The 20,642-nt window shown below is 55.4% G+C and carries 16 protein-coding genes; 11 read left to right on the forward strand and 5 right to left on the reverse strand.

Annotated elements, in window-relative coordinates:
- Positions 1 to 261: 261 nt before the first annotated feature.
- Positions 262 to 1,482, forward strand: coding sequence for a serine/threonine transporter SstT (sstT, locus tag ACM67E_RS11650; protein WP_416191600.1), 1,221 nt, complete (start codon positions 262 to 264; stop codon positions 1,480 to 1,482).
- Positions 1,483 to 1,668: 186 nt separating this feature from the next.
- Here sstT and ACM67E_RS11655 read toward each other — a convergent pair whose 3' ends face one another.
- Positions 1,669 to 3,531 carry a ribonuclease catalytic domain-containing protein gene (locus tag ACM67E_RS11655; RefSeq protein ID WP_416191601.1) on the reverse strand — a complete coding sequence of 621 codons (1,863 nt, stop codon included), beginning with the start codon at positions 3,529 to 3,531 and terminating at the stop codon, positions 1,669 to 1,671.
- Positions 3,532 to 3,559: 28 nt separating this feature from the next.
- Between ACM67E_RS11655 and ACM67E_RS11660 the strand changes: the two genes are divergently transcribed.
- Complete coding sequence (locus tag ACM67E_RS11660; RefSeq protein WP_416191602.1) at positions 3,560 to 3,802, forward strand: hypothetical protein; 243 nt, start codon at positions 3,560 to 3,562, stop codon at positions 3,800 to 3,802.
- Between the two features lie 98 nt (positions 3,803 to 3,900).
- Here ACM67E_RS11660 and ACM67E_RS11665 read toward each other — a convergent pair whose 3' ends face one another.
- Positions 3,901 to 5,370 (reverse strand): NCS1 family nucleobase:cation symporter-1, encoded by a 1,470-nt coding sequence (locus tag ACM67E_RS11665; protein ID WP_416191603.1) that lies wholly within the window; start codon positions 5,368 to 5,370, stop codon positions 3,901 to 3,903.
- A 275-nt stretch (positions 5,371 to 5,645) separates the two neighbouring features.
- Complete coding sequence (locus ACM67E_RS11670; RefSeq protein WP_416191604.1) at positions 5,646 to 6,695, reverse strand: AraC family transcriptional regulator ligand-binding domain-containing protein; 1,050 nt, start codon at positions 6,693 to 6,695, stop codon at positions 5,646 to 5,648.
- A gap of 485 nt (positions 6,696 to 7,180) precedes the next feature.
- Here ACM67E_RS11670 and allE point away from each other — a divergent pair, with 485 nt between their 5' ends.
- From allE to arcC, 6 genes are all read left to right on the forward strand, one after another.
- A complete protein-coding gene (allE, locus tag ACM67E_RS11675; RefSeq protein WP_416191605.1) occupies positions 7,181 to 7,957 on the forward strand; it encodes a (S)-ureidoglycine aminohydrolase in 777 nt (258 codons plus the stop codon).
- 83 nt (positions 7,958 to 8,040) lie between these two features.
- Entirely contained in the window at positions 8,041 to 9,069 is a 1,029-nt protein-coding gene (locus ACM67E_RS11680; protein WP_416191606.1) for an aspartate/ornithine carbamoyltransferase family protein, read from the forward strand.
- Positions 9,070 to 9,203: 134 nt separating this feature from the next.
- Entirely contained in the window at positions 9,204 to 10,010 is an 807-nt protein-coding gene (locus ACM67E_RS11685) for an integrase core domain-containing protein (RefSeq protein ID WP_416190995.1), read from the forward strand.
- 179 nt (positions 10,011 to 10,189) lie between these two features.
- The gene (locus ACM67E_RS11690; RefSeq protein ID WP_416191607.1) at positions 10,190 to 11,614 is read left to right on the forward strand and encodes a YfcC family protein; all 1,425 of its coding nucleotides are present in this window, start codon (positions 10,190 to 10,192) and stop codon (positions 11,612 to 11,614) included.
- 91 nt (positions 11,615 to 11,705) lie between these two features.
- Positions 11,706 to 13,067 (forward strand): allantoinase AllB, encoded by a 1,362-nt coding sequence (gene allB / locus ACM67E_RS11695; RefSeq protein WP_416191608.1) that lies wholly within the window; start codon positions 11,706 to 11,708, stop codon positions 13,065 to 13,067.
- Positions 13,068 to 13,149: 82 nt separating this feature from the next.
- Positions 13,150 to 14,094, forward strand: a complete 945-nt coding sequence (gene arcC, locus ACM67E_RS11700; RefSeq protein ID WP_416191609.1) for a carbamate kinase — start codon at positions 13,150 to 13,152, stop codon at positions 14,092 to 14,094.
- Positions 14,095 to 14,635: 541 nt separating this feature from the next.
- On the opposite strand, the gene truC is transcribed toward arcC, so the two are convergent.
- A complete protein-coding gene (gene truC / locus ACM67E_RS11705) occupies positions 14,636 to 15,337 on the reverse strand; it encodes a tRNA pseudouridine(65) synthase TruC (protein ID WP_416191610.1) in 702 nt (233 codons plus the stop codon).
- Positions 15,338 to 15,463: 126 nt separating this feature from the next.
- On the opposite strand from truC, the gene ACM67E_RS11710 reads away from it, so the two are divergent.
- The 3 genes from ACM67E_RS11710 to purB all read left to right on the forward strand — a co-directional run bounded on the left by ACM67E_RS11710 (position 15,464) and on the right by purB (position 18,442).
- On the forward strand, positions 15,464 to 16,030 hold the full coding sequence (locus tag ACM67E_RS11710; RefSeq protein ID WP_416191611.1) for a manganese efflux pump MntP family protein: 567 nt from the start codon (positions 15,464 to 15,466) through the stop codon (positions 16,028 to 16,030).
- 100 nt (positions 16,031 to 16,130) lie between these two features.
- A complete protein-coding gene (locus tag ACM67E_RS11715; protein WP_416191612.1) occupies positions 16,131 to 16,862 on the forward strand; it encodes a TIGR00730 family Rossman fold protein in 732 nt (243 codons plus the stop codon).
- A 209-nt stretch (positions 16,863 to 17,071) separates the two neighbouring features.
- Positions 17,072 to 18,442, forward strand: a complete 1,371-nt coding sequence (purB, locus tag ACM67E_RS11720; RefSeq protein ID WP_416191613.1) for an adenylosuccinate lyase — start codon at positions 17,072 to 17,074, stop codon at positions 18,440 to 18,442.
- Between the two features lie 324 nt (positions 18,443 to 18,766).
- Here the strand turns inward: purB and ACM67E_RS11725 are convergent, their stop codons facing one another.
- Entirely contained in the window at positions 18,767 to 20,614 is a 1,848-nt protein-coding gene (locus tag ACM67E_RS11725) for an ABC transporter ATP-binding protein (protein ID WP_416191614.1), read from the reverse strand.
- Positions 20,615 to 20,642 lie beyond the last annotated feature (28 nt).

A 20,642-nucleotide genomic window follows, 5' to 3' on the forward strand; every position in this document is an offset into this window, starting at 1 on the left:
GCAGAGGCCGTCTGAAAATCCGAAATTCGCAGGCAACGCAGAAATCATCAGCCGCATTTTACCCATATCAGGTATGACGGTATTTTTTCAGGCAACCTAATTTTTCAATTTCAGAATTTTTGGAATATAATTTCCGTATTCAAATTAAAAATAAAAAATTATGCTGAATTGATGGGATTCCAATCAAATTTTGCAACGATGGTAAGGTTTTATTTTAAAATGTAATTTGTTCTTAACATATTTTTAACACAAGGATAGAGAATGGCCAGTGACAACCCTCTTCTGAACGCGGTCAACAGCGTCAGTCTGGTGAAGCAGATCGCCATCGGTTTGGTAATCGGTATCATGGTCGGCTGGATTGCGCCCAATGCGGGGCTGGCGGTCGGTCTGCTCGGCAGCCTGTTTGTCGGCGCATTGAAAGCCGTTGCACCGGTGTTGGTGTTTATTTTGGTGGTGGCCGCGATTTCGCAACACCGCAAAGGCAACGAAGCCTATATCAAACCGATTATCGTCCTGTATATCATCGGTACGTTTTCTGCCGCGCTGGTGGCCGTGATTGCCAGCATGATGTTCCCGACGCAGATTGTTTTATCGAGCGCGAGCGACATTTCCACTACGCCGCCTTCAGGCATTGCCGAAGTGTTGAAAACCTTATTGATGAACTTGGTGGCCAATCCGGTTAATGCCGTGGCCAACGCCAACTACATCGGCATTCTGGCTTGGGGGTTGGTCTTGGGCTTCGCCATCCGCAACCACGGCTCCGACACCACCCGCCAAGTGGTGGCCGATTTGGCCGATGCGGTTTCCACCGTGGTGAAATGGGTGATTAAATTCGCGCCTCTGGGTATTTTCGGCCTGGTGGCCTCCACCGTAGCCGAAACCGGTTTCGGCGCATTGGCCGGCTACGCCAAACTGCTTGCCGTCTTGCTCGGCTGCATGCTGTTTATCGCTTTGGTCGTCAACCCGCTGATTGTATGGTGGAAAATCCGCCGCAACCCTTATCCGCTGGTGCTGACCTGCCTGCGCGAAAGCGGTGTGACCGCATTCTTCACCCGCTCTTCCGCCGCCAATATTCCGGTCAACATGGCCTTGGCGAAAAAGCTCGGATTGCACGAAGACACCTATTCCGTTTCCATTCCGCTGGGGGCGACCATCAATATGGCCGGTGCCGCGATTACCATTACCGTATTGTCGCTGGCGGCGGCGCATACTTTGGGCATTCAGGTTGACTTTCTGACCGCACTGTTATTGAGCTTGGTGGCGACCGCCGGTGCCTGCGGCGCATCCGGCGTGGCCGGCGGCTCGTTGCTGCTGATCCCGATGGCCTGCGCCCTGTTCGGCATTTCCAACGATGTCGCCATGCAGGTGGTGGCCGTCGGCTTCATCATCGGCGTGTTGCAGGATTCGGCGGAAACCGCGCTCAACTCTTCAACCGACGTGTTGTTTACCGCCGCTGCCGATATGGGGCGCAACCGCGGATAAACCGGGCAGCATGAATCAAGGCCGTCTGAAACCGAAAAAGTTTCAGACGGCCTTTTTGAATCAGGGTTACGGTTCTAAAAAATGATGCCCCGTTCGGAATGGCCGGCCTGTAAGCAATCAGGTTCTTTATGCCAATTCAAAGGCCGTCTGAAAATATTTTTCAGACGGCCTTTCCGCTATCGTCAATCAAACCTGCGGCGCAACCGCCTTCACATAATTCAAGCCGATAAACTGTTTTTCCGAATCCAGTCCCGTAATCTTCAGCAATACCTGCGTTTTCGGCAGCAAGTCAAACGGAATCCCCACCGCACGCGTCACCAGCGGCAGCCCTTCGATGCGCACCAAGTCTTCTTTCAGCACCGTGGCGGCGAGTTCCTGCGCGCCCTGCTGTTCCAGATACACCAGGCTCCAGTAGGCCTCCATCTCGCGTTGGAAATCGGCGTAGGCGGAATAGGCGGTGTCGAAATCGCGCAGCGCGGCGAAGAGTCCGGCATCGTTTTGCTCGAACAGCGGCTCGGCGTTGCCGTCAATCAGGCTGATGAGCTGCTTTTGGTTGATGTAGTCGGCGGCGCGGCGCAGCGGCGAAGTGAACCAGCCGTAATGCTGCACGCCCATGCCGATGTGCGGTTCGGATTTGGTGCTCATGCGCACTTTGCCGCTCGGCTGCACGCGGAACAGACCCGGCAAACCGTTTTCATCGAGCATTTGCGCCCAAGTGCTGTTGGCCAGAATCATCATTTCGCTGACCAGCGTGTCGATGGGCGAACCGCGTTCGCGGCGGCTGACTGATACGAGGCCGTCTGAAGCCACTTCCACGCTGTAATCGTATTGCGGCACGCGGTTTTCTTCGTATTTGCCGCGCGCTTTTTGGCGCGCAACGGCAAACTGGTGAAACCAAATCAAATCCTGATGGTGGTTGAACATGGCTTCGCCTGCCGCGTCCAAACCCGTTTCGGCGTTGAAATGCGGCTCAATGGCCTGAATGCGCAGGTTTTCGGCGATTTTCACCGCTTCGATTTTGTTCACGGGTTCGCCGACCAAATTAAACCCGGCATCGACATCGAAATAAATGCTCACCGCCGGACGGTACGCGCCTTCGTCCAAGCTGAACGCGGCAATCCAGTTTTCCGGCAGCATAGTGATTTTGCCGTCGGGGAAATAGGCCGTGCTTTGGCGGCTCATGACGGTTTGCTCAATCGGGCTGCCCGGTTCGATGGCCAGGGCAGGTGCGGCGATGTGGATGCCCACGCGCTTCATGCCGTTGCCCAAATCGGTCAGGCTCAGCGCGTCGTCCACTTCGGTGGTGGCGTCGTCGTCAATCGAAAACGCTTCCGCTTGGGCACGCGGCAATTCGGTTTGCGGCGGTACGGCAATGTCGGCAAAGCCCGTTCCCTGCGGATAATGTTTCATTTCGAACGCGTCGAGCAGGTATTGCGGCAGGGAGGCCACCGCGCCGTTTTTTTTCGCCAAATCATAAGGCTGCATTTTCAGCGCGTCCGCCGCCTTGATAAAGGCTTTGTAGGTTAAGGCCTGCTTGTCGGGTGCGTGCAGAATCGTTTTCATGTCCGCTGCGATTTCAGACGGCATCTCCCCCGCCTGCAACGCCGCCGCCCATGCTTCCACCTGCGCGTCCTGCTGTTTTTTGCGCTCGATGGCCGCCAAAGCCTGCTTCAAGGTCTCTTCCGGCGCGGCCTTAAACACGCCCTTGGCTTTTTTGTAGAAATACATCGGCGCGGCATAAAGCGCGATTAAGGTCGCCGCCAGTTCGGTTTTCGAGGGGGCGTGGCCGAAATATTCCTCCGCAATCGCTTCGGCGGCAAACTCGTCTGCGCCGCATACTTCCCACAGCAAATCCGTATCGATTTCAGCCGCCTCGGCCTGCGCCTTGTCGAGAAACGCGGCCATGTCGCCGTCGAACTCGGCAAACACATTATTCGCCTTCACTTTCGTGCGCTTGCCGTGTTGGGTGTCGACTTGGTAGGTAGCGTCGTTTTTCTGCACGACGGCGGCGACTTTGAACTGGCCGGATTCTTCGTAAAAAATGTTCATTTTGCTTGAGGTTAGGTAAATTTTTAAGGTGGGGATTTTAACAGAAAGGCCGTCTGAAAGCTGGTATTTTTCAGACGGCCTTGCGTGTTTCCATTACCAATCGGTTTTTGTAGGTACGGTTAGGCGGTACGCCGTAACCGTACGGACGGCGGCGGGGGCGGGGATGGTTTGGATGCCGTCTGAAAATTTTGCGGTGGTTGTTATGGTTTGGGTGGGGGCTCGTACGGTTACGCTTTGCTTGGGCAAAGCTAACCGTACCTACGTTTTCTAATGACGGATTAGAGATTTTTGAATATTTTCGGGTTTTACAAAATATCAGGCCGTCTGAAAACCAAAAAGGTTTTCAGACGGCCTGTCTCAAAAACGGGATTAATGGGCGGACAGAGCCGTTTTTTTGCTGAAGCGGTAGTAAAGGATGCCGCCCAGTACCATGCTGATGACGAGGGAGAAAGGTGCCAGTGTACCGATGGCGGCAAACAGCGGGTTGGCCAGATGGAAATCGGCGATGAGGACGATCAGGATGGCCAGGCCGGAGGACGGCAGCATGGCTTTGACGGCGGCGCGGTTGTAGCCGTTTTGATACCAATAGGTTCCGTCGGCCGAATCGTCAAACAGGTCGTCCACCTGAATCACGCGTTTTTTCAGCAGGTAATAGTCGACCAAGATGATGCCGTACATCGGGCCGAGCGTGCCGGCGAGCAGGTCGATGGTGTAGTGGATGACTTCGGGCGAGTTGTAGAGGTTCCACGGCGTAATCACGACCGACAGGACGGCTGCAATCATGCCACCGATGCGCCAACTGATGCGGCCGGGGTAAAGGTTAGAAATGTCGTTGGCGGCGGAAACAAAGTTGGCGACGATGTTGGTGCCGACGGTGGCGGTGACGAATGTGAACGCCAGCAGCAGCACGATGCCGATGTTGTCCATTTTGGCGACGATGCCCAAGGGGTCGATAATCATTTCTCCGAAGATGACGGGCGTGCCGGTGATGGTGATGACGACGGTGAGTGCGAAGGCGGTAAAGTTGACCGGCAAGCCCCAAAAGTTGCCGATTTTCACGTCTTTCATGCTGCGGCAGTAGCGGGAAAAATCGCCGAAATTGAGCGTGGGGCCTGCGAAGTAGTTCACAATCAGCGACATGCCCACCAGCATCGTGCCGAGGGTCTGCCAAAAGCCGAGTTTGGCCGAGGAGAGCGAAAAGCTGATGTTTTCCCAACCCGCTTTGTACACAATCCACAGCATCAGCAGAAACATGACGATGTATACGGCAGGCCCCGAATAATCCAGGAATACTTTGATGGCATTCATTTTGAGCAGGAACAAAACGGTTTGCGCCGTCCACATGATGAAGAAGCTGAACCAGCCCAAGTACGATAATTTCAGGAAAGTCGGTTCCTGCCACGCTATCAGTTCGGGGAAGAATTTGAGCAGGATGATGGTCAGTGCCACGGAGGCAAGGTAGGTTTGGATGCCGTACCACACGATGGCGATGATGCCGCGCAAAAGCGCGGGAATGTTGGCGCCGTAAACGCCGAAGGACATGCGGGCAATGACGGGATAAGGCACGCCCGCAGCCTGACTGGGGTTGCCCAAAAGGTTGGCCAATACCATGACGATGGAAATACCGGCGACCAGCGTAATCAGGATTTGCCACGAAGTCAGCCCTAAGGCAAACAGCGTGCCTGCGAAGATATAGCCGCCCACGCTGTGTACGTCGGACATCCAAAAGGCAAATATGTTGTACCAGTTCCAATTTTTCTCGGCCGGCAGCAGGTCGTCGTTGCTCAGGCGCGGATTGGTCGGTTTGATCGACTTCAGTTTTTTGATGTAGGCAGGCATGGCGATTCCTTTTCGGTATCGTCGGAGCAACCGTGTCGTTGAAAAGGCAACAACGCGGACACGTTGCAGACGTTAAAAGTCATTTCAACTGACTACACTATATAAAGGAAGGTTTCATCCATCCTGTCATCAGACGACAAGAACCTGTTATCTTGCGCCAAGGGATGCGGAAAAATCTGCGTGAAAATCAATCGGGTAACAATAGACAGTTTTCAGACGGCCTCGGGGCGGGAACAGGCGGTGAGGCCGTCTGAAAACAGAAAAAGGAAAGCGTTTCAGATGCTGATGAGCACGCTGTTGCCGCGGTGCTGGAGCGGGGTGCAGCCGAACCAGCGGTGGCAGGCGCGGATGAAATTGCTCAAATCGGAAAAGCCGAGCCTGAAGCCGATTTCGGTAATGCTCAAATCACTGTGCATCAGTAAATTGTGCGCCATATCGTGACGGATGCTGTCGAGCAGGCTGTTGAAAGAATGGCCGTTTTCGCGCAGGCGGCGTTGCAGCGTGCGCGGCGACAGGTGGAGTTTGTCGGCAACCGCCTGCAGGCGCGGTTCGCCGGTTTTCAGTTCCTCCTGAATCAGCGTATCCGCACGGGAAACGATGTCCAGATGGTTCAGATGATTCAGATAGCGGCCGGCGACGGAGGTGCTCATGTCCATCAGCCGGGGGTTGGCGCCGGCATACGGCTCGATGGTGTCGGCGTAGCTGAAGGTAATCGAATCCTTTTCGCAACCCGTGTTCACGGAAACCTGAAAATAATCGTCCAAACGGGAGATGCCGCCGCAGTCGGCCATGGAAAGCGTCACGCCGACCGGTTTCACCGGATGCTGCGACAAACTGCAGGCCTGCCGGTAGATAAAGGCCAATATGGCCAGCCGTGCGGCATTCATGTGCTCGGAACCGTGATCGGAACTGAGTACCAGCTTGGTGCCTTTGAGTTCCGGCGGATGGTCGAAATTGATGCGCATGGTGGTGGAAATAATCCGGCAGTAGCGCACCATTATCATCATCAAATCCGAGAGGGAACCGCATGAAATCATCGCCAAGCCCAAACCTTGCAGCGCCGAGGCTTGGATTTCCCGCCCTACCTGCAAACCGAACAAGGGATCTCCGGTCGCCTGAATCAGTTCTTCCCACAAACGGCGCACGCCTTCCAGAGGAAAGCGCGAGTCGGGCATATGGAGCAGGCGGGCATCGAGACCGCATTTTGCCAGAACCGGAAAAGGATCAACGCCGTAACCGCGTGCAGTTTGGCAGATGGAAGAGACCCAGCTGACCAGTACGCTGTGCCCTGCGGTTTTGGTGGGGAAAGGCATCTTCGACGGCATGGCATACTCCTTGCGTAACGTTCCTGACGGGTAAGGGAGACGGGTTTGTAAGATATTGAATATCTTTTGAAATCATAGCAAAAGAAACGGAGCGTTTCGCTATTGTTTTGAAAAGAACCAATAAGATAAAGATTGTTTTGTACGGATTTTGTTTTATTTGGTTTAAAAATATTAATTTAATGGTTTGACATAAACACAATATTGCCAAGCGGGTAATCAAGGGAATATTTTTTACAAAAATATCAATCGGATAGTTATTTCAGATTGGATATTTTCCCGCTTGAGGCCGTCTAAAAACCGACGGCAGGCATCGGCATGATGCCGGAAAAAAACAGTACCGCCGCGAGGCGGCTTTTTTTTGCCTTGCGGATATGGGGCTGGCGCGTAAAGACAGTCCTTTGTCACAAGCGGCTAGAGGTGTGCGGCGTGTTCGGCGGTAGTATGTCCCTGACAACAAAGGGTTGTTGCTTGAAAGGAGAATGAAAATGCCGGGTTATCCTCAAGATATTTTACAAAACCGTTCGGTCGTCAAACACGGGAATTACGCCGTGATTACGCCGCAGGGCCGGGTCATCAACGTGATTCCCGGCATCGAAGACTGCCTGATGACGATTCTGGCCACGCCGAAAATGGGGGCGAGTTTCGTGCAGCTCATCGGCACGTTGGGCGAAAACGCCAAAACCACTTTGGCTTACGGTGCGAAGCCGCACGAAGAAGCGTTTGTGTACCTGCTCGACGGCGAAGCCGAATTGAACGTTACCGTCGGCGGCGAGAGCCGCGTGCTGAAACAGGGCGGTTATGCCTATGCGCCGCCGGGCGCGGGCATCCGTTTTGAAAACGCCAATCACAAAACAGGCCGCATCCTTTTATACAAACAACGTTACATCGAGCATCCGGCAGGGCTGAAGCCTTATGCGGTCTTCGGTAATGTACACGACATCGAGTGGGCGGATTACGACGGCATGGCCAACGTCCACATCAAAGACTTGTTGCCGGTGGAACAGAACTTCGACATGAACATGCACGTTTTGAGTTTCGACCCGGGCGCAAGCCACAACATCGTCGAAACCCATGTGCAGGAACACGGCGCGTATGTGTATGAAGGACAGGGCTGTTACCGCTTGGACGACGAGTGGTATCTCATTAAAGAAGAAGACTTCATCTGGTTCGGCCCGTACTGCAAACAGGCTTCTTACGCGGTAGGCCGCGGCCCGTTTACCTACATTTATTCCAAAGACTGCCACAGGGATGTGGACATTTGATTTCCCGATTCAAACCGCATGACCGCCTGAATGTCGCCGCAGTTTTTCAGACGGCCTCCTCTTCAAAATAAGGAGTAATTATCATGGCTTTAGATCAAAATTTTAGAACTTTGGACATCCGCGAAGCATTGGCTGCCACCCATATGCGCGGCAAAAACATCACGTTTCTGGATGATTTCAAACGCGAAGAAATCGTATCGCTGTTTGAAGCGGCGCAAATGATGGAACCGTTTTTGCGCACCGGCCTGAACCTGCTTCAGGGAAAAGTGCTTTACACCCTGTTTTTCCAACCGTCCACCCGCACCCGTTGCAGCCATGAAAACGCCATGCTGCGTTTGGGCGGCGGCGTGATTACCGAATCCGATCCGCAGCACAACGCGGCGGTGGCGAAAAACGAAAGCCTGTACGACACCCTGCGCGTGACTTCCGAATACGCCGACGTGATCGTGATGCGCCATCCCGACGACAAAGAAGCCTTGGGCGCGATTGACGAACTGGCGGGCTACGCGTCGCCGGTGATTTCGGGCGGCTACGGCCACGTTACCCACCCGACCCAAGGCCTGCTCGACTGCTACACCTGCTGGCGCGCGTTCGGCGATTTGCGCAACGCCACCGTCGCCATCGCCACCCCCGACCTGTCGCGGGCGCGTTCCGGCCAGTCGTTTGCGCTGGCACTGGCTTCGATGGGCGCGAAAATCATCTATACCGGCACGAGCGAACTGCGTACGCCCGAAGTGGTGCGCAACAAGCTCACGGCGATGGGCGCGCATTTCGAAGAGCATTTCGATTTGACTGAAAAGCAAAACGAAGAACTCTACGCCGAAAACAACATCGACCTGATTTATCTGCCCGGCTGTTCGGTGAAAAAAGACGACCCCAACCGCGAAGACTTCATGAAAAAAATGGCCAACTACTACATTTCTCTGGATACGCTCAAACGCATCAAAGAGAAAAACGGCAAAACGGTGGGCGTACACCATTCGCTGCCGCGCAACCCGGGCGAGTTCGACTTCGGCATCGACAACACCGAACACCAGCTCTACTTCCGCGCCATCGGCTTCTCGGTTGCCGTGCGCATGGCGTTGCTGGCGGCGGTGGTCGGCGTGGACTGACCGAAGCGGGTGCGGGTTTTAAGGGAAAGCGTTGAGGACGGTGAAGGCCGTCTGAAACGGGAAGATGTTTTTCAGACGGCCTGAGATGTAAGAAAAGCTAGCGTTGTTTACAGTATTTGAAAGACAATACTGCCATGAACATCCACAAAAATACCCGACTTACACCGCACCAACGTCAAGCCGTTTGGCGCGCCTATACACAGGATAAAATTACCGTTACTTCACTTGCCCGGCAATACCAAGTCAGCAGAGTAACCATCTACCGTATCCTCAAAGCCGCACGGCTGCAGCTGCTCACACCGCAAAACAGTACCAACAACCGGTTCAAACAAGCAAAATACGGGATGAAACGTTTGGCTAAGGTTGAAAAAGCCATCGAAGAAAAGCTCAAAAAACAGGCTAAACGCTACAACAAATCCTATCCCGGCGAAATGGTGCATTTCGATACCAAACGGTTGCCGCGGCTGAAAAACCAAAGCGTTGCCGACCCGTTCGAATACCTGTTTGTCGCCATCGACGACTACTCCCGCGAACTGTACGCAGCCATCTTGCCCGACCGTACGGCTGCCAGTGCCGCCAAGTTTCTGTTGAGGGATGTGATTGACTGCTGCCCGTACACCGTCGAATGCGCATACTCGGATAACGGAGTGGAATACAAAGGCAATGCATCCCACCCGTTTGGCGCTGCCTGCTGCCGCAACAACATCGTGCAGAAGTTTACCCGTATTGCGCGTCCGCAGACCAACGGCAAAGCGGAACGGGTGATTCGGACGCTGATGGAGATGTGGCACGATAAGCAGACATTTGACGATGCGCAACACCGGCGCAGGGAATTGTGCCGCTTTGTGAATTTCTACAATACGGTCAAGCCGCACGGCAGCTTGAAAGGCAGGACGCCTTTTGAGACTTTGGAGGATTATTTTTCTCAACCTGTTGTGTAAACAACCCGGTTATTTCTTACACCTGAGACCTTTGCAAAACCCGAAAATTTTCAAAAATCTCTAATGACGGGAATAGTCGTAGGTCGGACATTCATGCCCGACGGCAAAGGGTTTACCGAAAGGGACAGCGGCAGCCGCCCGGCGGCTGTTCCGAACGACAAGATTGAAGGAGTTGTGTAATGGATACGCAAAAACCGAAAAAATCTTTCAAGATGCCGGATATTTATATTGTATTGGCAGTCTTTATTCTGGTGGCGGCCGCACTGACCTACATCGTGCCGGCCGGCGAATACGAACGTCAGGTGGTGGAAACCGCCCACGGTACGCAAAAACTGGTGGTGGCGGGGACTTACCATACCGTCGAACAGAAGCCGGTGGGCTTTATGGATTTGGTAACGGCCATTCCCGACGGTTTGCAGCGCGCGGCGGGCATCGTGTTCCTGACCTTTATGGTCGGCGGCTGCATGGGCTTGATTAAACGCGCCGGACTGATCGACATGGGCGTGCAGAAACTGAGTACGGCCGTCGGCGGCAAAGACATTCTGGTCATCCCGATTCTGATTGCCATCTTCTCCGGACTGGCGGCGTTTATCGGCGTACCCGAGCTGTCGCTGGCCTATCTGCCCGTGCTGCTGCCGCTGTTTTACCGGCTGGGCTACGACGGCATGACGGCCACCGCCGTGTCGCTGCTGGGTCCCTGTATGGGCTTCACTTTCGGCCTGACCATTCCCGGTTCGGTCGGCATGGGGCAGCAGATTGCGCAACTGCCGATGTTTTCCGGTTCGGCTTTCCGTGCGGTGGTGCTGGCAGCGGTGGTGCTGATTACCGTCCTGTATGTGATGCGTTACGCGGTTAAGGTGAAACGCAATCCCGAAGCGAGCCTGACCTACGACACCGACCAGGTGCTGCGCGCGGCCATTGCCGAAGAAGACGCGGCCAAAGCGGGACAAGTGTTCAGCGCACGCCAAAAATACGCGGGTATTGCCTGCATGGTGTTGTTCCCCGTCGCCATCTTCCTGATTCTGAAAAACAATCTGGGCTTCGCGGCCATCGGCGGCCTGTTCCTCTTCATCGGCATCACCGCCGCCGCCGTAGCGGGCAAATCGGCGCAACAGATTTGCGACGACGTGAACGCGGGTATGCGCGACATGATGGTGGCGGCACTCTTGTGCGGCGTGGCTTCGGCGATTGCCGTGGTAATGGACAAAGGCGTGATTACCGATACGCTGGTGTACTGGCTGGAAGGCATGATGCGCTCCGTTCCGCCCGAAATGACCGCCATCGCGATTTTCTGGGAACAGTCGGTGTTCAACTTCCTGATTCCCGGTGCAACCGCCCTGACCGTACTGACCATGCCGATTATTTCGCCGCTGGCGAGCCTGCTGGACATTTCGCAACAAGCCGTGGTTTCGGCCAACGCCTGGGGCGGACAGCTCACCGACATCTTCTTCCCCACTTCCGGCTTCTTCGTCGCCACGCTGGTGATTGCCAAAGTGGAATACAGCAAATGGCTGCGGTTCTACACGCCCCTGATGCTGCTGTTGGGACTGTTGTCCAGCATCGCGCTTTACTTCATGCAGGCATCCGGTATCGGCGCGCTGTAATGCGGAAATTTCAGACGGCCCCATCCATCAGGCAGGCCGTCTGAAAATACCGAACCGCCCGCCGCAGCAATAAAAACAAAGGAGCAAAAAAATGTACGACTTAATCATCAAAAACGGTCTGCTGGTACTGCCCGAACAGACGCTTCACGGCAGCATCGCCGTGAAAAACGGCAAAATCGCCGCCATCGCCCCCGAAATCGACGCCGAAGCCGCGCGCACGGTCGATGCGGGCGGCCAATACGTCCTGCCCGGCATGGTCGATGTGCATATGCACATTTCCGAACCCGGCCGCACCGAATGGGAAGGCTATTTCACCGGCACGCAGGCCATGGCCGCAGGCGGCACGACATCTTACGTCGAAATGCCGCTCAACACCATTCCCGCCACCATCGATGCCGAAACGATGGAAATCAAACGCCGCGCCGCCGAAGGGCAGAACCATGTGGACTACGCCTTTTTCGGCGGACTCGTGCCGCACAACCTCGACAAACTCAAAGAACTCTCCGAAGCGGGTGCGGCGGCCTTCAAAGCCTTCGTCGCCACCTGCGGTTCCGACAAGCCCGGCGACTTTAAAAACGTGACCGATTTCGAGCTGTACGAAGGCATGAAAGTCTTGGCCGAAACAGGCGATTTGCTGGTGGTGCACTGCGAAAATGCCACACTCACCGACGGTTTGGGGCGCAAAGCCAAAGCAGAAGGCAAAACCCTGGTCAGCGATTATGTCGCCACACGCCCGGTTTTCACCGAAGTCGAAGCCGTTCGCCGCGTGCTGTATCTGGCCGAACAGACCGGCTGCCGCATCCACATCGCCCACTGCAGCTGCGCCGAAGCCGTCGAAGCCGTTTTGGATGCCCAAGCACGCGGCGTCGATGCCAGTTGCGAAAGCTGCGTACACTACCTGCTCCTGTCCACCGAAGATTTGGACGCCATCGGCCCCAAAGCCAAATGTTCGCCGCCCATACGCGACCGCGCCCACCAAGCGCAGCTTTGGCGGCTTGTAGAAGACGGCATACTCGACATCATCTGTTCCGACCACTCGCCCTGCACGCCTGATTTGAAAGCCGACCCCAACGCCTTCAAAGCATGGGGCGGCATTTCCGGCTGCCAAAACAGCGTGGACGCGCTGTTCGACGCAGCGGTCAAACAGCGCAACATCAGCCCCGTGGTCTTGATGAATGCGCTCGCCACCCGCCCCGCCGAACGCTTCGGTCTGATCGACAAAGGCGCGCTGGCTTTGGGCAAAGACGCCGACATCGTGCTGCTCGACCCCAACCAAAGCTACACGCTCACCGCCGACAAACTCTTCTACAAAAACAAATTCAGCGCCTACGAAGGCATGGAAATCGGCTGCCGCATTACCGCCACATTCGTGCGCGGGCAGGAAGCCTATTCGCTGGAGAACGGCTTCGGCAAACCGTCGGGCATCAGAACCCGTTTGCGTAAAGACGTTTGACGCAGAAAGGTTTTCAGACGGCCTGTTGAACAGAAAGGCCGTCTGAAAAACCCGACATCATTTCAGATTAAAGGAGATGACCATGAGAATCGTGATTGCATTGGGCGGCAACGCCCTGCTCAAGCGCGGAGAACCCCTGACTTCCGCCAACCAACGCATGAATGTCCGTACCGCCTGCGAACAAATCGCCAAAATCTATCCGGGCAACCAGCTTGTCATCACCCACGGCAACGGCCCGCAAGTCGGCCTGATGGCCTTGCAGAGCAATGCCTATAAGGACGTGCCGATGTATCCCTTGGACGTTTTGGGCGCAGAATCCGTCGGCATGATCGGCTATATGATTCAGCAGGAACTGGCCAATTTCGTGCCCAAAGAAGCCTCGTTGACCACCGTGCTGACCCAGACCGAAGTCGACCCGAAAGACCCGGCGTTCCAAAAACCCAGCAAACCCGTAGGCCCCGTGTACACCAAAGAAGAGGCCGACGCCGTTGCCGCCGAAAAAGGCTGGACGATGGCCAAAGACAACGACAAATACCGCCGCGTCGTCCCCAGCCCGCTGCCCACGCGCATTTTCGGCCTGAAGCCCTTGAAAACCCTGATTGAACACGACTACATCCTGATTTGCGCCGGCGGCGGCGGGATTCCGACTTACTATGACGAAACGGGCAGGCTGTGCGGTGCCGAAGCGGTTATCGACAAAGATTTGGCCACCGCGCTGCTGGCCGCGTCGGTCGAAGCCGACATGCTGGTCATCGCCACCGACATCGACGGCGTTTACCTGGATTGGGGCACGGAAAACCAGCGTTTGGTGCGCACGGCCAACGCCGGCGAAATCGAAAAAATCGCTTTTGCCGGCGGCTCGATGGGGCCGAAAGTGCAGGCCGCCGTCAACTTTGCCCGCGCCACCGGCAAAACCGCCGTTATCGGCGCGCTGCGCGACATCGAAGCGATTGTGCAGGGACAGGCCGGAACCGCAGTCGGTACCGGCTTCGACGGAATCGAGTGCGTTTCGTCCGCCGCCGATTAAGTAACCGGCCGATTTTGTAAGCCGAAAGGCCGTCTGAAAATTTCAGACGGCCTGATGCATGACAAACCCCGGAAATATTCAAAAAAACCAATCCGTCATTTAGCCGAGCGGTGTTCGTACGGTTACGCTTTGCTTGGGCAAAGCGAACCGTACCTACAAGGCTGATGATGGATACCATGGTTTTTTGTTTGCCGGCATACCAAAAACCGGCCTGAGTATCACGGATACGATATTTAAAAAAAACCGCCTGCTTTTCACGGCAGGCGGAAACGTAAAGTTTTTTGTTTATGCTGCTTCAATTATTGACTGAAGAGCAGCACAAGCATTAAGATAATCTTAATGACTGTACTGAGTTTCAGTCTGAAGCAACCAGTGCGAGTGGTCTGTTTCATATTGAAACCGCTCCTTTCCAGAGCCGGTTTCGCAATAAAGCCCCACTGCGAATGGGGCTTTATTGTTTCCAGCCCCGCGCGCATTATAAATATGCATAAAAGATAAAACAAGGCCGTCTGAAATGGTTTTCAGACGGCCTTTCGTTCAATCAAAACTTCTCCAGCCACACCGCCCATTGCCCGTCCGTCGGGGCGGTAATATTGACCGTTTCGCCGTTGTCCAGACTTTCAAACGCCAATTCCCGCGCGTGCAGCATCAGGCGGTTTGTGCCCAAATGTTCGGCAACGGCGTGGTTTTGGCGCAAATCGCCGTGGTTGGTGTCGCCGACGATGGGGTGGAAGATGTGTTTCATGTGGCGGCGGAGCTGGTGTTTGCGGCCGGTGTGCGGTGTGAGTTCCGCCCATGAGTAGCGCGAAGTGGGATAGCGCAGGGCGGATTGGAACGGGAGTTCCGTATGCGCCAGACAGCGGTAATCGGTTACGGCTTCCTGCAATGTGGCTTCGGTGCGGCTTTCGGCGATTTGGTCGGGCTGGTATTTGAGCGGATAGTCGATGCGGCCGCGTTCGGGCAGATGGCCGCGCACCACCGCCCAATAGGTTTTGCGCACGTTTTTTTGTTCGAACTGTTGCGTGAGTTCGCGTGCGGCTTCGGGCGACAGGGCAAACAGCAGCGCGCCGGAGGTGGGGCGGTCGAGGCGGTGAACGGGATAGACATGCTGCCCGATCTGGTCGCGCAGGGTCTGCATGACGAAGCGCGTTTCGCCGCTGGAAATCCATGAGCGGTGGACGAGCATTCCGGCTGGTTTGTTGACGGCGATGCTGTGGCGGTCGTGGTAGAGGATGTCGAGCATGGGGGTTGAGGCCGTATGAAAAAAATGCGCGCGGAAAAACCTTTGAATGTTGACGGATAATATTTCCGATGAACGCGCTCAGGAAAGCTATAATGCGGCTATTATAAAACAAACTACTATCGAATCATGAGTCTCTATGCCTTAATGGTTTTGGAGTTGGCGATGTCTATGGATGCTTTTGCGGCCGCCGTGGTGCGCGGTGCGGCGTGCAACCGGCCGCGCGGATGGGCGGTGTTGAAAACGGCGTTGGTTTTCGGTCTGATTGAGACGCTGATGCCGCTTTTGGGCTGGTCGCTCGGGCATATGGCGCAGCAGTTTGTCAGGGAATGGGATCACTGGGCGGCGTTTGTGCTGCTGTCGTTTTTGGGCGGCAAGATGATTGCCGGTTCGTTCGGCGAAGACGAAGAGGATGCGGAACCTGCGGGCAACAATTGGTGGATGACGGTGGCCACGGCTTTTGCCACCAGCATCGATTCGATGATTGTGGGCGCGGGTCTGGCGTTTTTGGACATGAATATTGTCGCCGCGGCGTTGTCCATCGGCCTGGCCACCACGGTGATGGCCGCCGTCGGTTTGGGTTTGGGCGGCAGGCTGGGCGCGCGCATCGGCAAACGCGCCGAACTGTTCGGCGGCTGCGTGCTGATTGCCATCGGCGTGTGGATACTGTGCGACCATTTGGGGCTGTTGGCCTGACCGGTACGAAAGGCCGTCTGAAATTTTCAGACGGCCTTTCGTCATTGTATTTTCGGCCAAATCCGTTACAATCGGTCGAAACAGTTGAAGGAGAAACCAGATGACGCTGCATAAAAAACTGCCGGTGCCGATGCTGACCGACGAAACCCGCCGCGAAATCCACGGGCGCGAGTCGTATCATGTGCTGAAGATTATTTCCGAATTTGTCGAGTCGGGCGAGGAGTTGCGGGCGATTCAGCCGGCGGTGAGCATTTACGGCAGCGCACGCACGCCGACGGATCATGCGGATTATCTCTTTACCGAACGCCTGTCGCGCAAACTGTCGGATGCCGGTTTCTCGGTGATTTCGGGCGGCGGGCCGGGCATTATGGAAGCGGCCAACAAAGGCGCGTTTGCCGGCGCGAGTCCGGCGGTGGGGCTGAATATCGTGTTGCCGCACGAGCAGCACGCCAATCCGTATCAGGATTTGTCGATTAAATTCCAACACTTTTTCCCACGCAAAGTGATGTTTGTGAAACACGCGGTGGCGTATGTGGTGATGCCCGGCGGTTTCGGCACGCTCGATGAACTGTTTGAAAGCCTGACGCTGGTTCAGACGGGCAAAACGCCGCACCGCCCGATTATTCTGGTCGGTAAGGATTTTTGGGCGGGTCTGATGGACTGGATCAAAGACCAGCTTTTGGGCAACCGCCTGATTTCGCCGGAAGACATGGATTTGATTCAACTCATTGACGATGAAGACGAAATCGTCGAATACATTTTCGCGCACTACGAAAACCGCTTGGAAGATTTGTCCGAACAGGGCAATGATACCTGGTCGCTGGGCTTGTGACGGAATATTAATAAACGGATTGCAGAGGCCTTTATCATTCGGGGGGCGCGCCCGAGCCGCAGGCGGTATCCGCTCCGTTTTCATCAGGATTTTTACTTGAAATTCACGTATAATTTCCCCCGATTTCACGGACAATGGCCGTCTGAAAAAACCGTTCTTAAGACTGCCGCCCGGCTCCTTTCCGAACTTCTCCAACAGGAAACCCCATCATGATCAATCCCATCGCCGCCCTTTCCCCATTAGACGGCCGCTATGCCAAATCCGTCGAAGCCCTGCGCCCGATTTTTTCCGAATACGGCCTGATGAAAGCCCGTGTCAAAGTCGAACTCGAATGGCTCAAAGCCTTGGCCGCCGAGCCGAAAATCGCCGAAGTGCCTGCGTTCAGCGACTTCACGATTGCCGAAATCGACAAAGTGATTACCGGTTTCTCGCTGGAAGACGCGGCGGCGGTCAAAGCCATCGAAGCCACCACCAACCACGACGTGAAAGCCATCGAATACTGGCTGAAAGAGCGTTTTTCCGGCGTGCCCGAAGTGGCGGCGGCAAGCGAGTTCATCCACTTTGCCTGTACCAGCGAAGACATCAACAATTTGTCGCACGCGCTGATGTTGCAGGAAGCGCGCGAAACCGTGCTGCTGCCGAAGTTGGACGAAATCATTGCCAAACTCACCGAAATGGCGCACGAACTGGCCGCCGTACCGATGATGAGCCGCACCCACGGCCAGCCGGCCACCCCGACCACCGTTGGCAAAGAAATCGCCAACGTGGTGTACCGTCTGCAACGCCAAGCCAAGCATCTGCAAGCACAGGAATTTTTGGGCAAAATCAACGGCGCGGTCGGCAACTACAACGCGCACATGGTGGCCTATCCCGATGTCGATTGGGAAACGCATTGCCGCAACTTCGTCGAAATCAGCCTCGGCCTGACCTTCAACCCCTACACCATCCAAATCGAGCCGCACGACTACATGGCCGAGTTTTTCCAAACCCTCAGCCGCGTGAACACCATTCTGATCGATTTCAACCGCGACGTTTGGGGTTATATTTCATTGGGTTACTTCAAGCAGAAAGTCAAAGCCGGCGAAGTCGGCAGCTCCACCATGCCGCACAAAGTCAACCCGATCGACTTTGAAAACTCCGAAGGCAACTTGGGCATGGCCAACGCCGTGTTGGGCTTTTTGGCCGAAAAACTGCCCGTTTCCCGCTGGCAGCGCGACCTGACCGACAGCACCGTGCTGCGCAACATGGGCGTGGGCGTGGGCTATGCCGTACTCGGTTTCGCCGCCCACCTGCGCGGTTTGGGCAAGCTGGAAGCCAATCCAGCCGCGCTCGCCGCCGATTTGGACGCCACCTGGGAACTTTTGGCCGAACCCATCCAAACCGTAATGCGCCGCTACGGTGTCGCCAACCCGTATGAAAAACTGAAAGACCTCACCCGCGGCAAAGACGGCATCACGCCCGAAGTGCTGAAAGTGTTTGTCGAATCGCTGGAAATCCCAAGCGAAGCCAAAGCGCAACTGCTGGCTCTGACCCCTGCCCTGTATGTGGGCAAAGCGGAAGCATTGGCGAAACGGATTTAAAACGGTTCGGCATTGACTCAAAAGGCCGTCTGAAAACAATTTTCTGTTTTCAGACGGCCTAAACATTGCCTCTGCATACCGGGGTAGAACAGAATACAAAGGCAATATTGTACGTCCCTTCGCTATCGCCTAATGCCACCACTAAAAACCGTAGATTGGGTTATAAACCCAACAAAATCCTATAAAGTCTCCCTGAAATATTGGGTTTACCACCCAACCTACCACTTTACTAAAAAAGGCCGTCTGAAAACTGTTTTTTCAGACGACCTTTGCTGTTCGCTACCAATCCACAGGAAACGGCTAATACATCTTGTCAACTATGATTCAATGTTCAATGTGCTCGGGCAAAAAACCGCCGCTTTGGTGCGCCCACAGTTTGGCGTACAGACCGTTTTTCTCCAGCAGCTCGGCGTGCGTGCCTTCTTCGATGATGCGGCCTTTGTCGAGAACGATGAGTCTGTCCATCGCGGCGATGGTGGACAGGCGGTGGGCGATGGCGATGACGGTTTTGTTTTCCATCATTTTGTCGAGGCTCTCCTGAATCGCGACTTCGACTTCCGAATCCAGCGCGCTGGTGGCTTCGTCCAAGAGCAGAATCGGCGCGTCTTTGAGCATCACGCGGGCGATGGCGATGCGCTGGCGTTGGCCGCCGGAGAGTTTCACGCCGCGTTCGCCGACGTGGGCATCGTAGCCGCGCCGCCCTTTCGCATCGGAAAGGTTGGGAATGAAATCGGCGGCTTCGGCACGTTCGGCGGCCTGAACCATATCGGCTTCGGTGGCATCGGGACGGCCATAAACAATATTGTCGCGCACGGAGCGGTGCAGCAGGCTGGTATCCTGCGTGACCAAACCGATTTGGGCGCGCAGCGATTCTTGTGTGACGTCGTTCACGTTTTGCCCGTCGATGGTAATCGTGCCGCTTTGCGGTTCGTAAAAACGCAGCAGCAGGTTCACGATGGTGGACTTGCCCGCACCGCTGCGGCCGATTAAGCCGACTTTTTCGCCCGCTTTGATTTTCAGGTTGAAGCCGTTGAGCAGGGGTTTGCCCGCTTCATAGGAAAAATCGACGTGGCTGAACTGGATTTCGCCGTGATTGACGGCCAAAGGCAGCGCGGCGGGTTTGTCGAGAATGGTTTGCGGTTTGGAAAGCGTGGCCATGCCGTCGTTGACCGTCCCGATATTTTCAAACAGGCGGGCAGACTCCCACATGATGAATTGCGACAAACCGTTGACGCGCAAAGCCATCGCCGTGGCGGTGGCCACTGCACCCACGCCCACTTGGCCGGTATGCCACAGCCAAATGCCGAGCGCGGCCGTGAACACGGTCAGCCCTGTATTCACCAGCGCGCTCGAAGTGTGCAGCAACGTGGCCAGCCGCATTTGGGCGTGTACGGTAACCATAAATTCTTCCATCGACTGTTTGGCATAACGGGCTTCGCGCGCGCCATGGGAAAACAGTTTGACGGTGGTGATGTTGGAATAGGCATCGGTGATGCGGCCGGTCATCAGGCTGCGCGCATCGGCCTGACGCTGCGCCGTTTTGCCGAGCTTGGGTATCAGCACGCGCATAACCGTGCCGAACGCAATTACCCACAACACGAAAGGCAGCAGCAGCCAAGCATCCAACGCCAGCAAAATCGTGCCCGACGTGATGAAATACACCAAAACGTACACCACCATTTCGGCCATCGTCATCACCACATCGCGCACGGCCAAGGCCGTCTGCATCACTTTGGCCGACACGCGTCCGGCAAATTCGTCTTGGTAGAAACCGAGGCTCTGGTTGAGCATCAGGCGGTGGAAATTCCAGCGCAGCCGCATCGGAAACACGCCTTGCAGCGTTTGCAGGCGGATGTTGCTGCCGACGTACTGCCACAACACCAGCATCGCCATCACCGCCAGCATACCGCCCAGTTCCCAGCCTTTTTCCGCCATCAGCGTCGCGGGCGTGTATTGGCCGAGCCAATCGACGATTTTGCCCATAAACTGGAACACCAAGGCTTCCATGATGCCCACGCCCGCCGCGGCTACGGACAATGCCAGCAGCCAGCCGCGCACGCCTTCCATATTGCTCCACAGGAAACGCCACAACCCTTTTTCGGGGGTTGCCGGAGCCGTGTCGGGATAAGGATCGACGCGCGACTCGAACCATGAAAATATCTTATTAATCATTTCGTTATAAATTTTGAAAAGTTGAAAT

It is taken from the genome of Neisseria sp. CCUG12390 (assembly GCF_047837985.1).
Lineage (GTDB): Bacteria > Pseudomonadota > Gammaproteobacteria > Burkholderiales > Neisseriaceae > Neisseria.